The organism is Bradyrhizobium sp. P2_E8 (genome assembly GCF_056403875.1).
Genome location: NZ_JBFUES010000056.1, coordinates 1 through 15,530, shown reverse-complemented (window position 1 = coordinate 15,530; position 15,530 = coordinate 1). Strand labels below are relative to the sequence as shown.

The following is a 15,530-nucleotide window of genomic DNA, read 5'->3' as shown; positions in this document are numbered from 1 at the left end:
GGCGAGCGGGGAGACGTGATCGAGTTCCCGGTGCGTGATGCGGCCCTGGATGCGGGCCAGCATGCCGCCGAGACGGCGCAGGTCGAGCAGGCCGGTGGCGGCATCGGCGCGGGCGGCGCGCAGCAGGACGTGGTCGGCCTGGTGCTTACGCAGCACGTCGTAGACCAGATCGGTCGAGAACAGCACCTGGCGGCGGCTCTTGTCCTCGCTGGTGAAGCGACGCTCGATCAGGCCGCTGATCAAGGCACAATTACGAAACGTGCGCTTCATCAGCGCGGATTCGGCCAGCCACGCTTCGAGATCGTCCCCCAGCATGTCGGGGTTGAACAGCGCGTCGAGATCGAGCTCACCGTTGCGGATCATGAAGGAGGCATCGCCCAGGCCCCAGATCGCCACCGCATATTCATTGGCGACGAAGCCGAGCGGCCGGGCGCGGCCGCGTTCCAGCCGCCGCGTCAGCAGCATGCCGAGCGTCTGATGCGCCAGCCGCCCCTCGAAGGGATAGCAGATGAGGTAATGCTTGCTGCCGCGCGGAAAGGTCTCGACCAGGAGCTCGCGGACACCCGGCACGCGCGAGACGTCCTTCTGGAGCGACAGCCAGTCGCGCACCTGCTCCGGCAGACCGTTCCACGCGCGCCTGTCGTCGAGCAGGCGGCGCACACGTTCGGCAAGATAGGTCGAGAGCGGAAACTTGCCGCCCATATAGGACGGCACCTTCGGATCCTTGTCGTTGGCGCGAGAGACGTAGACCTGATCTTCGGCCAGGGCCTCGTAGCGCACGACCTCGCCGCCGAACACGAAGGTGTCGCCGGCGGTCAGCCCCTCGATAAAATATTCCTCGATTTCGCCGAGCACGCGGCCGCCGCGCGCGATCGCGCCGGTCGAACCGCTGCCGGTGGAGCGGGAACGCACCAGCCGCACCTTGAGCATCGGCTCCTCGACGATGGTGCCGACATTGAGACGATAGCTCTGCCGCACCTTTGGATTGGCGACACGCCAGCGCCCCTGCTTGTCCTGCCTGATACGGGCGAAGCGCTCGTAGGTCTTCAGCGCATAGCCGCCGGTCGCGACGAAATCGACGACGTCGTCGAAATCGCCGCGCGCGAGGCCTGCATAGGGCGCGGCGGTGCGTACCTCGTCATAGAGGTCATCGTTGAAGAATGGCTCGCCGCAGGCACGGCCGAGCACGTGCTGGGCCAGCACGTCGAGCGCACCGGTGCGCAACGGCGGCGTGTCCTGTGCGTTCTCGGCGATGGCGTCGATGGCGGCGCGGCACTCCAGCACCTCGAAACGGTTGGCCGGCACCAGCACCGCGCGCGAGGCCTCATCGAGGCGGTGATTGGCGCGGCCAATCCGCTGCATCAGGCGTGACGAGCCCTTCGGCGCGCCGATATTGACGACGAGATCGACGTCGCCCCAGTCGACGCCGAGGTCGAGCGAGGAGGTGCAGACCACGCCGCGCAAGCGTCCCGCCGACATCGCGTCCTCGACCTTGCGGCGCTGGGCGACGTCGAGCGAGCCGTGATGCAGYGCGATCGCGAGCCCGTCGTCGTTCATGCGCCAGAGATCCTGGAACAACATCTCGGCCTGGCTGCGGGTGTTGACGAAGACCAGCGTGGTCTTGTTCTGCTTGATCAGCTCATAGACCTCGGCGAGTGCGTGGCGCGCGCCGTGGCCGGCCCAGGGTAGCCGCTCTCTCGTATCGAGCATCTCGACCAGCGGCGGCGCGGCGCCGCCGGCGATCACGATGTCGGCGGCCACTTCCTTGCCATCAGGCTGCGGCACCAGGAAGCGCGCGAGCTGGTCCGGCTCGGCCACGGTCGCCGATAATCCGATCGCGCGTATCTGCGGCGCGAGCCGCCACAGCCGTGCCAGCCCGAGCGAAAGCAGATCGCCGCGCTTGGACGTCACCAGCGCGTGCAGCTCGTCCAGCACGATGCGCTTGAGCGAGGAGAACAGGAACGGGGCGTCGTCGGAGGAGAGCAGAAGGGCGAGCTGCTCCGGGGTCGTGAGCAGGATATCAGGCGGATAGCGCCGCTGGCGCTGCCGCCGCGACACCGGCGTGTCGCCGGTGCGGGTCTCGACCTTGATCGGCAGCGCCATCTCGGCGATCGGTCGCTCCAGGTTGCGCGCGATGTCGACGGCGAGCGCCTTCAGCGGCGAGATGTAGAGGGTGTGGAGGCCGCCGGCGCGCTGCACGGAACGGCCCGTGGAGACGAGGCTTTGCCTGGCGCCGGCGTCTCGTTCAAGCGCCTGCGTCGAAAGCTCCACCAGCGTCGGCAGAAATCCGGCCAGCGTCTTACCGGCGCCGGTCGGCGCGATCAGGAGCGCGGAGCGGTCCTCGCGCGCCTTCTCCAGCAGCGCGAGCTGATGCTCGCGTGGCGACCAGCCGCGGGCCGCGAACCACGCGTTGAAGCGGTCGGGCAGCAGCGCGGCCGGCTCGGCCGGGATTTTGAGGATGCGGGGCGGCACGGCATCACAGGTAAGCCGTGGGGGCGGGTTCGTCGAGGGGTGTGGGCCTCCRCAGTCTCGTAGGGTGGGCAAAGCGCAGCGTGCCCACCCTTCGCGCAAGGATACCTGGAGAGATGGTGGGCACGGCGCAAGTGCGCCTTTGCCCACCCTAGGGCCTCTCGTGAGACCTCCCCCTACTCCGTCACCGGCTTGTCGGAGACCCGCCAGTCCTTGCCGTCGAACGTCGAGATGAACAACGTCTTCATTGGGGTGTAGTCGTTGGGCGTGTAGTTGTAGTCAACGCCGTCGAGGAAGAACGGCGAGTGGAAGCCGTTGAGGTTCGCGGCCTGCTTCAGCACGCTCTCGCGCGTGAGCTCGTCGCCGCAGCGGCGCAGAATCTCGCCCATGGTCACCGCCTGACCATAACCGGCATAGGCGATGGTGTTGTCGGGATCGATGTTCGGCAGGTAATTCTTGCGCAGCGTATCGAATGCGACCACATCCTTGTCATTTTCCCAGGGGCCGGGCCCGGCATCCTTGGAATAGCGGATCGCGACGATCCCGGCAGCGTTATCGAGGCCGGCCGCACTGAGGATGGACTTCCCGGTCGAGCCGGCCGACAGCAGCTGCAGCGGCTTCCAGCCGAGCTCGGCCACTTTCCGGATCGACTGCGACGACGCCTTGCCGGTGGAGATGTTGTAGAAGACGTCGGCGCCCGACTTCGAGAGATTGATGAGCTGGGAATCGACGGTCGGATCGGTCAGATCGTAGGTCTGCTCCATGATCACCTGCGCGGTGCCGCCGGCATCCGCCAGCACCTTCTTGAAGGGACCGAGGAAGTCGCGGCCGAAATCGTCGTTCTGGTAGAGAATGCCGACCTTGGCGTTCGGCTTCACGCTGAGGACGTGCCGCGCCAGGATGCGCGCCTCGGTCGGATAGAGCGGCAGGCCCGCCATGGTCCATTTGAACTCTTTCGGGTTGTTCCACTTGGAGGCGCCAGTGTTGAGCAGAAGCTGCGGCACGCCCTTCGAGTTCAGGTATTTGTGCACGGCGGTCTGCGGCGCGGTGCCGAGCGAGCCGTAGAGCGCAAGCACCTCCTCCTGCTCGACCAGGCGCCGCGTCGCCTCGACGCATTTCGGCGCGCTGTAGGCATCGTCCATGGTCAGGAACTTGACCTTGCGTCCGTTGATGCCGCCCTTCTCGTTCAGCATCTGGAAATAGGCTTCCCCGACGCGCCCGAGCACGCCGTAGAGCGAGCCGGGGCCGGAATGCGGCACGGTCTGCCCGATCTTGATCTCGGTGTCGCTGGCACCGGCATCGTATTTCTTCTCCGCGGCCCAGACATACGGCGCGGGCAAGGTGGATGCGGCGATGGTGGCGAGCGCGGCGGCGCTGAAATCGCGCCTCGATGGATTCTTGGTCATTATTTGTTTCTCCCTAGCACGGGCATTGTGCTGGCTTCGACCGGCAGCCCGCAAGTAGGAAGTCGTCGCTTTGCGACGCAATGACGCTCAAATCGCAGGGCGTTTAGCGCCTAGACTCAAGTTTTATCGGCGACGACGACGAGGCCGCGCACCGGCTCGTTGTTCTCGATGCGTGGCGAGGCCGGCTCCAGGGTGAGAAGCTTCAGTCCGGCTTGCGCGATGGCGCCGCGCACATATTCCGCCGAATGGGCATAGCGCAGGCCTTCGCCGAGAACGATGCCGCTGCCGTCATGCGTCTCCAGCGTGAAGGCGAGCACGCCGCCCGATGCAAGCACGCGCACGGCTTCGGTCAGCACCGGCGCGAGATCGGAGAGGTAGACGAACGCATCCGCGGCCACGACGAGGTTTGCGCTCGCATCGCCCTTGCCGCGCAGGCCCTCGATCATGTCGGCGACCTCGAGCTCGGCGTAGAGACCACTCGCGCGCGCCTCCCTGATCATGCCGGACGACAGGTCGATGCCGATGAAATGATCGACCTGCCTGGCGAAGGCGGCGGCGGCAAGCCCGGTGCCGCAACCAAGATCGATGGTGCGCTTGAAGAAAGCCGGCTTCTTCGCGGCGACGCGCGCGGCCAGCACCGCCTTGAAGATCAGCGCCGGGGCGCGATAGCCGAGATCGTTGATCAGCACGTGCTCGAACCGCGGCGCGTACTGGTCGAACAGGGCCTGCACATAGGCCTTGGGCATCTCCGTCATCTGCACATCGCCGAGCCGTATCAGATGCAGGCCGGCACCATGCTGATCCTCCGGATCGGACTCCCGCGATTTACGAAAGGCCGCGATGGCCTTGTCGCGCTCGCCGAGTTKCTGACGAATCTCGCCGAGCGTGAACCAGGCCGAAGCAAAATTGGGTGCGAGCTCGATCGCCTGCTCCAGCAGGTCGGCGGCGGCAGGCAGATCGCCCTTGAGCTGGAGGTCGCGCGCGAACTCGAAGCGGCGGTCGGCCATGAGATCGCCGGAAGAGTGGAAAAGGCGCAGGGGCATTGGGAAACCGAGGTTCGTCATTGCCGGGCTTGACCCGGCAATCCATCAAAATGGAACTCTTTAGGGCGATGGATGCGCGGGTCAAGCCCGCGCATGACGACTTAATTTGAGGGGTCCGCTGACTATATGGTGCACATGCGTCCGCAAGACATCCTGTTGCCAGCTGCTGCCGGCCTGTGCTGCAAGCCCGGCGGCTTCCACATCGATCCCGTGCGCCCGGTCGAGCGGGCGGTGATCACCCACGGCCATTCCGACCATGCCCGCGCCGGCCATGGCGCGGTGCTGGCGACGCAGGAAACGCTGGACATGATGCGGCTGCGCTATGGCGAGAATTTTGCCGGCTCGACGCAGGCGATCCGCTATGGCGAGGAGATCTGGCTCGGCGATGTCAGCGTGAAATTCCACCCGGCCGGCCATGTGCTGGGCTCTGCCCAGATCGCGGTGACATGCAAGGACACCTGCATCGTCGCCTCCGGCGACTACAAGGACGCGCGAGATCCGACCTGCACGCCGTTCGAGCTCGTCCCCTGCGACGTCTTCATCACCGAGGCGACGTTCGGCCTGCCGGTGTTCCGGCATGGCGATGCGGCCGATGAGGTGAAGAAGCTGCTCGCCTCGGTCGCGCTGTTTCCCGAGCGCGCGCATCTCGTCGGCGCCTATTCGCTGGGCAAGGCGCAGCGCGTGATCGCGCTGCTGCGGCAAGCCGGCTATGACGCGCCGATCTATCTGCATGGCGCCATGGAGAAGATCACCGAGTACTATCAGAGCCGCGGGATCGCGCTCGGCGATCTCAGGCCGGTGCTGGGCGTGAAGAAGGCGGCGCTCGCCGGCACCATCACGCTGGCGCCGCCGTCGGCGACATCCGATCTCTGGACGCGCCGCTTTCCCGATCCCGTCACCGCCTTTGCGTCAGGATGGATGCGCGTGCGCGCCCGGGCGCGGCAGCGCGGCGTCGAATTGCCGCTGGTGATTTCCGACCACGCCGACTGGGACGGCCTCACCGCCACGATCGCGGCGACCGGTGCCGGCGAGATCTGGGTCACGCACGGYCAGGAAGACGCGCTGGTGCATTGGTGCAAGAGCCAAGGCCTGCGGGCGCAGCCACTTGATCTGGTCGGCTATGGCGACGAGGAGGAGAGCGAGACGCCGCTTCAAGACGAGGCCGAAGCATGAACCGCTTCGCCGAACTTCTGGACCGTCTCGCCTACGAGCCCGGCCGCAACAACAAGCTGCGGCTGATCACCGGCTATTTCCGCGAGGTCGGCGATCCCGACCGCGGCTATGCGCTGGCCGCGCTGACCGGCGCGCTCAGCTTCAAGCACGCCAAGCCGGCGCTGATCCGCGACCTGATCGCGTCGCGCACCGATGAGGTGCTGTTTGGACTGAGCTACGATTATGTCGGCGATCTCTCGGAGACGGTGGCGCTGATGTGGCCGAGACGTAGCGCAAACAATGTCGAATTGTTTCCGGGCCACCCCTCTCCCCTACCCTCCCCCGCAACGGGGGAGGGAGCGCAGCGGAACGCGGCGCTGTCAGCGAGCACAACAACTCATAGCGAATCCCAAAGTGATGGAGGCACGAGCCTCTCCGTTCCCTCCCCCCTTGCGGGGGAGGGTCAGGGAGGGGGGTACCACGGGAGAGATGCCAGCGATGCGCTCCACCCAAGCAACCACAACAACCCGCCGCCGCCGACCCTCACCGAAGTCGTTACCACGCTGCGCACGCTCGGCAAGACCGAGCTGCCGAAGCAGCTCGAACGCTGGCTCGACGAGCTCGACGAGACCGGACGCTGGGCGCTGCTGAAGCTCGTCACGGGCGCGCTTCGCATCGGCATTTCCGCGCGGCTGGCGAAGACCGCCGCGGCGGCGCTCGGCGACAAGGACCCGCATGAGGTCGAGCTGATCTGGCCGGGGCTCGCGCCGCCCTATCTCGACCTGTTCGCCTGGCTGGAAGGCCGCAGCGACAAGCCGGTCAATCGCGATCCCGCGCCGTTCCGCCCGGTGATGCTCGCGCATGCGATCGAGGACAGCGATTTCGCAGCGCTCGACCCCGCCGACTACGTCGCCGAATGGAAATGGGACGGCATCCGCGTGCAGGCGGTGGCAGGCCGCGACGACCGCGGCCACATCACGGCGCGACTCTATTCGCGCACCGGCGAGGACATCACGGGAAGCTTTCCGGATCTGGTGCCGTCGATGCGCCTGCCGGGCGCGATCGACGGCGAGCTTCTGGTCCTGCGCGAGGGCCGCGTGCAGAGCTTCAACGTCCTCCAGCAGAGGCTCAACCGCAAGGTCGTCTCGCCGAAGCTGATCAAGGAATTTCCGATCCATCTGCGCGCCTACGATTTGCTCGGCGACGATGCGAACGATTTGCGCGAATTGCCGTTCGCGGAGCGGCGCGAGCGACTTGAGACCTTCATCGGGAGACTTGGCGATCCCCGCATCGATCTGTCGCCCACCGTGCCCTTCGCAAGCTGGGAGGCGCTGACCGCCGCGCGCGCCGACCCCGCAAGCGCTGGCGCCGGCGAGGACGCGGACGCCGTCGAGGGCGTGATGCTGAAGCGGCGCGATGCGCCCTATTTGCCCGGACGGCCGAAGGGGCAGTGGTGGAAGTGGAAGCGCGACCCGCACATCATCGATGCCGTGCTGATGTATGCGCAGCGCGGCCACGGCAAGCGCTCGTCCTATTATTCCGACTACACCTTTGGCGTCTGGACCGAAGGTGAGACCGGCGACGAGCTGGTGCCGGTCGGCAAGGCCTATTTCGGCTTCACCGACGAGGAGCTCTTGCAGATCGACCGCTTCGTCCGCCGCAACACCACCGAAAAGTTCGGCCCCGTACGCCATGTCGTGCACGAGGCTGACAAGGGGCTGGTGCTGGAGGTCGCGTTCGAAGGCCTGCAGCGCTCGCCGCGGCACAAATCCGGCGTCGCCATGCGTTTCCCCCGCATCAGCCGCCTACGCTGGGACAAGCCGCCGCGGGAGGCCGACCGGCTGGAAACGCTGGAAAAGATGTTGAAAGCGGAAGCAGTCGAAGTGGAGGCGTGAACCCGGGCTCGATCCGGGATTAAAATCCCGTAAGCCGATTGACGCCCCGTTGCGGGTTCCCCATGTGCCTCGCGGTGCCGTATAATGGGGGTCGAATCCCCGAGGAGTTTCCAGATGGTCCAAGACGTCAGAGATTTGCCGGCCGGCCGCAGCGACGGGCTGAACCGCTTTCTCGGCGGCTCGCCGCTGGCGGTCGCATTTCGCCTGGTCCTGCTCTCGATCCTGGTCGGCGTCGTGCTGGCGGCGATCGGCTTCGATCCCTGGAACATCATCCACAGCATTCGCCTCCTGTTCCAGCGGCTGTGGGATCTCGGCTTCGATACCATCAACTGGCTGTGGCGCTACTTCCTGCTCGGCGCGGTCATCGTGATCCCGATCTGGCTGCTGTCGCGCGTCTTCGGCGCGCCGCGCCGCTAGGTCCGGGTCAAACTCAGGGAGCCCGCAGCCGATGCAACTGCGCTTTGTCGGCTGCGGCGACGCCTTCGGCTCGGGCGGCAGGCTCAACACCTGCTTCCACGTTGCAGGGCGCGAAGCCAACTTCCTGATCGATTGCGGCGCGTCGGCTTTGCCGGCGCTGAAGCGACTCGAGATCGATCGGAACGACATCGATCTGATCCTGATCACGCATTTCCACGGCGACCATTTTGCAGGCCTGCCCTTCTTCCTGCTCGACGCGCAGTTCTCGCGGCGGACGCGACCGCTGACGATCGCGGGCCCGCAAGGCATCGAGACGCGACTGCGGGAGGTGATGGAGGTTCTGTTCGAGCATTCCTCGAAGACCAGGCAGCGCTTCGAGCTCGCCGTCGTCGAACTCGCGCCCGAGCAAAGCCGCAAGTTCGGCGCGGTGACGGTGACGCCCTACCCGGTCGTGCACGGCGAATCCGGTGGCCCATTCCTGGCCTACCGCATCGAGGCCGAGGGCCGCACGCTCGCCTACAGCGCCGACACCGAATGGACGGAGACGCTCATTCCGCTGGCGCATGGCGCGGACCTTTTCATCGCGGAAGCCTATATGTACGAGAGGGTGGTCAAGAACCATCTCAGCCTGAAGACCTTGGAACAGCATTTGCCGGCAATCGGCGCAAAACGCCTCGTCCTCACCCACATGAGCGACGACATGCTGTCGCGCCTCGTCGATATCGAGCATCTCGCCGCCGAAGACGGCATGGTGCTCGTGTTCTGACATGCACGCGCCCGTTCCCCTCAAGATCGGATCCCGCCAGGTCTTCGCCATCGCGGGTCCTGCGATGGTCGCGAACCTCACCACGCCGCTGATCGGCGTGGTCTCGACCACGGCGATCGGGCGGCTGGACGATGYCACGCTGCTCGGCGGCGTGGCGATGGCCTCCGTCATCTTCGACWGCCTGTTCTGGCTGTTCGGCTTCCTGCGCATGAGCACGCTCGCCTTCACCGCGCAGGCCCTGGGCGCCAGCGAGACGCGCGAGCTGACCGCCATCCTGATGCGCGGCTTCATCGTCGCGGGCCTGATCGGGGCTGCGCTGATCGCGCTGCAACTGCCGCTGGCGGCCGTGCTGTTCGACCTGATGGGCGGCAGCGAGGGCGTCACGCGCGCCGCCAAGACCTATTTCATGATCAGGATCTGGTCGTCGCCGCTGGCCTTCGCCAACTACGTCATCCTCGGCTGGCTGGTGGGACAGGCCCGCGCCAATCCGGCGCTGCTGCTGCAGGTCGTCATCAACCTCATCAACATGGCTGCGACGATCCTGCTGGTGCTGGTCTACGACACCGGCATCGCAGGCGCGGCGGTCGCCGCACTGCTCTCGGAGACGATCGGCTTCTTGCTCGGCGTGATCGTCTGCCGGCGCTATGCTGATGGCGGCTTTGCGGTGCCCCTCGCCACGCTGTTCGACCAGGCAAAACTGATGCGACTGCTGGCGGTGAACTCCGACATCATGATCCGCACCGCGGCACTGATCGCCGTGTTCCTGTTCTTCACCGCCAAGGGCGCGCGCGCCGGCGACGTCACGCTGGCCGCGAACTCCGTGCTCAACAATTTCCTGCTGGTCAGCGCCTTCTTCCTCGACGGCCTTGCCAACGCGGCCCAGCAGCTCTGCGGCCGCACCTTTGGTGCACGCGATGCACGAGGTTTTTCGGATTCGACCCGGCTGGTGCTCGCGTGGGGGCTCGGCTTCGCGCTGGTGGTCGCGGTGCTGTTCGCGCTGTTCGGAACGGCGCTGATCAATGTCATGACCGCGAGCGAAGACGTCCGGCGGGCCGCGCGCGAGTTCCTGCCGTTCATCGTGCTGGCGCCGGTGCCGGGCGTGTTCGCGTTCGGCTTCGACGGCATCTATGTCGGCGCGACCTGGGCGCGCGAGATGCGCAATCTCATGCTGGCCTCGCTGGCGATCTTCCTCATCACCTGGTGGGCGCTGCAATCCCTCGGCAATGCCGGGCTWTGGTGCGCACTGATCGCGTTCTATGTCGCCCGTGGCGGCTTGCAGGGCGCGCGTTATCCGGCGCTGTATGGAGCGACGTTTCCGAAATCGTAGAAGACGTAGCCCGGATGGGGGTCTTCGCATCCGGAGGACAGATTCCCGGATTGCGCTACGCTCCATCCGGGCTACGCAGCTGCATCCGGGGCACGAGACTGCTCTACATCCCCGGCCAGTCTTCCGCCGTCAGCGTCGCGGCATCCGCGCCGACGATGTCGGAGAGCGAATCCCGGCCGGTGCGCAGCAATGTCGAGGTCAGGTCGCGCTTGATCTCCTCGACGAGGCCGAGGCCCTTGTAGACCAGCGACGAATAGAGCTGGATCAGGCTCGCGCCGGCGCGGATCTTCGTCAGCGCGGCGCCGCCCGAATCGACGCCGCCGACGCCGACCAGCGGAAACGCGCCCTCGACGCGCACATAGGTCTCCGCGACCATGCGCGTCGACAGGCGGAACAGCGGCCGGCCCGACAGGCCGCCCTGCTCCTTCGCCCGCATCTGCTCGCGCAGCGTGCTCGGCCGCGCGATCGTCGTGTTCGACACGATCATGCCGTCGACCCGGCGCGAGCGCGCGACCTGCACGACGTCATCGAGCTGGGCAAGGCTCAAATCCGGCGCGATCTTCAGCAGCACCGGCGTATCGCCGGCCTTCTGGCGCACCCGCTCGCGCGCGTCGATCACCCTTGCGAGGAGGTCGTCGAGCAGCGCACCTTCCTGCAGATTGCGCAGGCCCGGCGTGTTCGGCGAGGAGACGTTGATGGTGAAATAGCTCGCGACCGGCGCAAAGGCCTCGATCAGCTTGACGTAATCCGCAACGCGGTCCGGCGAATCCTTGTTGGCGCCGACATTGACGCCGACGATGCCGCCGTGCTGCGCGCGCGCGGCGAGCCGGCGCAGCGCGACATCCGCGCCGTCATTGTTGAAGCCCATGCGGTTGATGACGGCCTCGTCGCGCTCGAGCCGGAACAGCCGCGGCCGTGGATTGCCGCTTTGCGGCTTCGGCGTCACCGAGCCGATCTCGACGAAGCCGAACCCGAGGCGCAGCAGCGCATCCGGCACCTCCGCGCTCTTGTCGAAGCCCGCGGCCATGCCGATCGGATTGGCAAAGTTGAGCCCGAAGGCGCGCACCGCGAGCTTGGGATCGTCAGCGCGCGGCTTGACCGGCGGCAGGAAGCGCAGGCCCTGGATCGCCAGGCGATGCGCATCCTCCGGATCGAGCCAGCGCAGCACCGGCAGCGAAAGAGCATCGAAGGCGCGGATCACGGGGCAAGCTCCGGCACGTCGTGGCCGCCGTCCGAGCGCATGTTGAGGCTCGCCACCGAGATGACGGCGCCGACATCGAGCTCGCCATAGAGATGCGGAAACAGCTCCTCATTGCGCGAGCGCTCCCAGCGCAATGCGCTGCCGAGCGCATCGCCGTCGACCTCGACCAGGAACAGCGCGCGCTGCCCGAAATAATGCTTGCGCAAGGTCTCGGGAACCTGGGCGGCCGTCGAGAAATGGATGAAACCGTCGCGCGCGTCGTCCGCGCTGCCGCGGTACACGCCCTGCCGTTCCGCCTCGCGCCAGGCCGAGGCCGGACAGATTTTGTAGATCTTGACCACCTGATGTGGAGCCCTGTTTGCTCTTTGAGTCAGCTCGTTGAGTCTCTTGGGGTTTTTCGTCTCTTGCGGGTCTCAAAACCCGGCGCGACCGTAAAGGCGGCCCCTTCCGAACTCAAGACTTAGAGCCTATTCCGTTCCGATGAAATCGGAACGGGGTCTAAATTCTTGTTTTGACGCGGTTTCTTGACGCAAACCGGCGTCGACCTTCGCTTGAAAACGCTTTCGCCGCCGCCTCTTGCGCGAAAATCGGAAAACCGGTTGATTTGAGGACAGTTTTCCTGAGTTGCGACGGGCTGGACCTTCCATGGTCAGGCAGGCCAAAGCGCAGAGGATACTGACTCACGACCAGATCTGGGTCGCGCTGGATCGGCTGGCGGCGCGTGCCGGGCTGTCTCCTTCCGGCCTCGCCAAGCGGGCCGGGCTCGACCCCACCACCTTCAACAGGTCCAAGCGGATCACCTCGGACGGCCGCGAGCGCTGGCCCTCGACCGAATCGATCGCGAAAGCGCTGACAGCGACCGGCGCCTCGATCGACACCTTTGCAAGACTGATCGACGACGAGGCAGGCGACGGCCGCTCGGTACCGCTGCTCGGCTTCGCACAGGCCGGGGCGAGCGGCGCTTTCGACGAGGCCGGCCGTCCATCCGGCAAGGGCTGGACCGAGGTCGCGCTTCCCATCGCCGAGGACAGGCAGACATTTGCGCTGGAGATTGCCGGCGATGCGCTTGCCCCGACCTATCGCGACGGCGACATCATCCTGGTCTCCCCCGGCACACCGATCCGCAAGGGGGATCGCGTCGTGGTGAAGACCAAGGCGGGCGAGGTCACGGTCGCAACCTTGAAGCGCCGCACGGCAAAGGCGGTGGAATTGCAGCCGCTCGATGCCTCGCAAGCCGAGCGGACGATGGCGGTGAGCGACGTCGGCTGGATCGCGCGGATCGTGTGGGCGCGCCAATAGGTTCGCGGCGAGATCGCCGTTGCGACTCACCGCGCCTCTCGCCTAGGTTGCGCGCGCATCGCCAATCAAATTCATCTTGGGGGAATATGATGAATCGCCGTCACGCATTGAAGGCCCTCGCGGGCCTCGCGCTTTGTCCGGTCTGCAAGCCGGCCTTCGCCGCCGAAGGCGTGCATTGGAGCTATGAAGGTGCCGGTGCTCCCGCCAAATGGGGCGATCTCGACGCGGCCAACAAGGCCTGCGCGGTCGGCCTGCAACAATCGCCGATCGACATCGAGGCGACGATCAAGTCGCAATTGCCGATGTTGAAGCTGAACTGGGGAATGAGCGCCGACACCATCGTCAATAACGGGCACACGATCCAGCTCAACTTCGCCGAAGGCAGCACGCTCACGCTCGGCGACGTCAAATACAAGCTGCTCCAGGTGCACTTCCACCGGCCGAGCGAGCACATGATCGGCGGCAAGAATTTTCCGATGGAGGCGCATTTCGTCCATCGCAACGATGCCGGCGGTCTCGCCGTGGTCGGCGTGCTGATGGCCGAGGGCAAGCCGAACGCGGCCTTTGGCAAGATCGTCAAGACCATGCCGGCGGCGGAAGGGCCCGCGGTGAAAGCCGATGCGAGCATCGATCCCCACGCCATGCTGCCAACGAGGCTCAGCTACTTCCGCTATCCCGGTTCGCTGACGACGCCGCCCTGCTCGGAAGTGGTCGAATGGCTGCTGCTGGCCACCCCGATCCAGGTCGCGGCCGCCGACGTCGCCGCCTTCGCAAAGCTCTATCCGATGAACGCGCGCCCGGTGCAGAAGGACAACCGCCGCTACGTGCTGCGCTCGATCTGATCGGCACGTCACTCTGCGAGCCCGCCGCACTATGCAATGTCATTCCCCGCGAAAGCGGGGAATCCAGTACGCCGCGGCCTCTCGGCTTATAACAAAAGCCTCTGGAATACTGGATCGTCCGCCTTCGCGGACGATGACACCGAGGTGCGCTACGCGCTCCGCGCCAGCGCGCCGTCGATCATGTTGACCGCGTTCTGCACGCCGTACACCGCGACGAAGGAGCCGAAGCGCGGGCCCTTCTCCTGGCCGAGCAGCACCTGGTAGAGCATGTTGAACCAGTCGAGCGTGACGCCCGGACGGCCGTCCTTGCCCTTCTTGACCTGGTCGAGGAACGGCTCGCGGCGGCCGATCTCGTAGACGACGTTCTGGATGTCCTCAGCCGACGCATTCTGCGGCAACTGCGACAGCGCATCGCGCAGATCCTGGAGCGCCGCGCGTTCGATCTCGGTCGGCTCGCGGAACTGCTTCGTCGGCGCCACGAAGTCGCGGTAATAGTTGATGGCGTAGCCGACCATCGCGTCGAGCTTCGGATGCGTCTGCGGGCTCACGCCGGGACGATAGCGGCCGATGAAGCCCCACAGGGTCTCTGCGTTCTCCGCATTCGACGACGACACCAGCGTCAGCAGCAGCTGGAACGTCACGGGCATGTCGCCCTGTGGCGGCTTGCCGTGATGGATGTGCCAGACCGGATTGCCAAGCTGCTGCTTGCCATCCTGCTTGGGAAAGCCATCAATGAATTGCTGATAGTCGTCGACCTGGCGCGGGATGACGTCGAAAAACAGCCGCTTCGCCGCCTTCGGCTCGCGGTACATGAACAGTGACAGCGATTCCGGCGAAGCGTAGCGCAGCCATTCGTCGATGGTGAGGCCGTTGCCCTTCGACTTCGAGATCTTCTGGCCCTTCTCGTCGAGGAAGAGCTCGTAGTTGAAGCCCTCGGGCGGCGTGGCGCCGAGCGCCCTGGCGATCGCGCCGGACAGCTTCACGGAATCGATCAGGTCCTTGCCGGCCATCTCATAGTCGACGCCGAGCGCGACCCAGCGCATCGCCCAGTCGGCCTTCCACTGGCACTTGACGTTGCCGCCGGTGACGGGCGTCTCGACCTCTTCGCCRCTGTCCGGATCAACATAGGTCACCGTGCCCGCGGCGACGTCGCGGCGGATCATCGGCACTTGCAGGACGACGCCTGACGTCTTGCTGATCGGCAGGAACGGCGAATAGGTCGCACGGCGATCGGGCCCAAGCGTCGGCAGGATGATGTCCATGATCTTGTCGTAGGCGGCAAGCATCTTGAGCAACGTCGCGTCGAAGCGGCCGGACTTGTAATAGACGGTCGAGCTTGCGAACTCGTAGTCGAAACCGAAATGATCCAGGAATGCGCGCAAGCGCGCATTGTTGGCGTCACCGAACGACGGATGCTCGTTCGAGAACGGGTCAGGCACCGCCGTGAGCGGCCGCCCCAGATATTGCGCCAAGAGATCCTTGTTCGGCACGTTGTCGGGCACTTTCCRAAACCCGTCCATGTCGTCGGAGAAGGCGAGCAGGCGCGTCTTGATCTTGTCCTCGGTCAGCACGCGGAAGGCATGGCGCACCATCGAGGTGCGCGCGACCTCGCCGAACGTGCCGATATGCGGCAGCCCCGAGGGCCCATAGCCGGTCTCGAACAGCACCTCGTCCTTCGGGCTTTTCTTCAGCCGCGCGACAATGGCCTTCGCC

13 protein-coding genes are annotated in these 15,530 nt (G+C 65.8%); 7 read left to right on the top strand and 6 right to left on the bottom strand.

What is annotated here, in order from left to right; all coding sequences use genetic code 11:
- The 3 genes from AC1D00_RS05260 to AC1D00_RS05250 form a co-directional block, all read right to left on the bottom strand.
- The coding region (locus tag AC1D00_RS05260) for a ligase-associated DNA damage response DEXH box helicase (RefSeq protein ID WP_477009925.1) at positions 1-2,472 on the bottom strand (2,472 nt) is incomplete at its 3' end.
- A 173-nt stretch (positions 2,473-2,645) separates the two neighbouring features.
- A complete protein-coding gene (locus AC1D00_RS05255; protein WP_404551179.1) occupies positions 2,646-3,875 on the bottom strand; it encodes an ABC transporter substrate-binding protein in 1,230 nt (409 codons plus the stop codon).
- 116 nt (positions 3,876-3,991) lie between these two features.
- On the bottom strand, positions 3,992-4,918 hold the full coding sequence (locus AC1D00_RS05250; RefSeq protein ID WP_477009924.1) for a class I SAM-dependent DNA methyltransferase: 927 nt from the start codon (positions 4,916-4,918) through the stop codon (positions 3,992-3,994).
- A gap of 135 nt (positions 4,919-5,053) precedes the next feature.
- Here AC1D00_RS05250 and AC1D00_RS05245 point away from each other — a divergent pair, with 135 nt between their 5' ends.
- The 5 genes from AC1D00_RS05245 to AC1D00_RS05225 all read left to right on the top strand — a co-directional run bounded on the left by AC1D00_RS05245 (position 5,054) and on the right by AC1D00_RS05225 (position 10,475).
- Entirely contained in the window at positions 5,054-6,091 is a 1,038-nt protein-coding gene (locus AC1D00_RS05245; RefSeq protein WP_477009923.1) for a ligase-associated DNA damage response exonuclease, read from the top strand.
- A complete protein-coding gene (locus AC1D00_RS05240) occupies positions 6,088-7,965 on the top strand; it encodes an ATP-dependent DNA ligase (RefSeq protein ID WP_477009922.1) in 1,878 nt (625 codons plus the stop codon). The genes AC1D00_RS05245 and AC1D00_RS05240 overlap by 4 nt, the downstream gene beginning before the upstream one ends.
- 114 nt (positions 7,966-8,079) lie before the next feature.
- On the top strand, positions 8,080-8,382 hold the full coding sequence (locus tag AC1D00_RS05235; protein WP_027542359.1) for a DUF6460 domain-containing protein: 303 nt from the start codon (positions 8,080-8,082) through the stop codon (positions 8,380-8,382).
- A gap of 31 nt (positions 8,383-8,413) precedes the next feature.
- Positions 8,414-9,148: an MBL fold metallo-hydrolase gene (locus tag AC1D00_RS05230; RefSeq protein ID WP_477009921.1), complete on the top strand. Its 735-nt coding sequence runs from the start codon at positions 8,414-8,416 to the stop codon at positions 9,146-9,148.
- 1 nt (position 9,149) lies between these two features.
- Positions 9,150-10,475, top strand: a complete 1,326-nt coding sequence (locus AC1D00_RS05225) for an MATE family efflux transporter (RefSeq protein ID WP_477009920.1) — start codon at positions 9,150-9,152, stop codon at positions 10,473-10,475.
- A 103-nt stretch (positions 10,476-10,578) separates the two neighbouring features.
- On the opposite strand, the gene AC1D00_RS05220 is transcribed toward AC1D00_RS05225, so the two are convergent.
- Positions 10,579-11,676, bottom strand: a complete 1,098-nt coding sequence (locus AC1D00_RS05220) for a quinone-dependent dihydroorotate dehydrogenase (RefSeq protein ID WP_135176215.1) — start codon at positions 11,674-11,676, stop codon at positions 10,579-10,581.
- Complete coding sequence (locus AC1D00_RS05215; RefSeq protein ID WP_404551190.1) at positions 11,673-12,017, bottom strand: DUF952 domain-containing protein; 345 nt, start codon at positions 12,015-12,017, stop codon at positions 11,673-11,675. The genes AC1D00_RS05220 and AC1D00_RS05215 overlap by 4 nt, the downstream gene beginning before the upstream one ends.
- Positions 12,018-12,321: 304 nt before the next feature.
- Between AC1D00_RS05215 and AC1D00_RS05210 the strand changes: the two genes are divergently transcribed.
- On the top strand, positions 12,322-12,975 hold the full coding sequence (locus AC1D00_RS05210; protein ID WP_404551191.1) for a S24 family peptidase: 654 nt from the start codon (positions 12,322-12,324) through the stop codon (positions 12,973-12,975).
- 89 nt (positions 12,976-13,064) lie between these two features.
- Positions 13,065-13,817 (top strand): carbonic anhydrase, encoded by a 753-nt coding sequence (locus tag AC1D00_RS05205; RefSeq protein WP_167771077.1) that lies wholly within the window; start codon positions 13,065-13,067, stop codon positions 13,815-13,817.
- Positions 13,818-13,966: 149 nt separating this feature from the next.
- Here AC1D00_RS05205 and AC1D00_RS05200 read toward each other — a convergent pair.
- A partial coding sequence (locus AC1D00_RS05200) for a lysine--tRNA ligase (RefSeq protein ID WP_477009919.1) occupies positions 13,967-15,530 on the bottom strand: 1,564 nt, incomplete at its 5' end.

Excerpts from the sequence above, each read along its gene's own strand:
- AC1D00_RS05255 (WP_404551179.1), bottom strand. The coding sequence starts at position 3,875 with ATGACCAAGAATCCATCGAGGCGCGATTTCAGCGCCGCCGCGCTCGCC.
- AC1D00_RS05240 (WP_477009922.1), top strand. The coding sequence starts at position 6,088 with ATGAACCGCTTCGCCGAACTTCTGGACCGTCTCGCCTACGAGCCCGGC.
- AC1D00_RS05235 (WP_027542359.1), top strand. The coding sequence starts at position 8,080 with ATGGTCCAAGACGTCAGAGATTTGCCGGCCGGCCGCAGCGACGGGCTG.
- AC1D00_RS05230 (WP_477009921.1), top strand. The coding sequence starts at position 8,414 with ATGCAACTGCGCTTTGTCGGCTGCGGCGACGCCTTCGGCTCGGGCGGC.
- AC1D00_RS05210 (WP_404551191.1), top strand. The coding sequence starts at position 12,322 with ATGGTCAGGCAGGCCAAAGCGCAGAGGATACTGACTCACGACCAGATC.
- AC1D00_RS05205 (WP_167771077.1), top strand. The coding sequence starts at position 13,065 with ATGAATCGCCGTCACGCATTGAAGGCCCTCGCGGGCCTCGCGCTTTGT.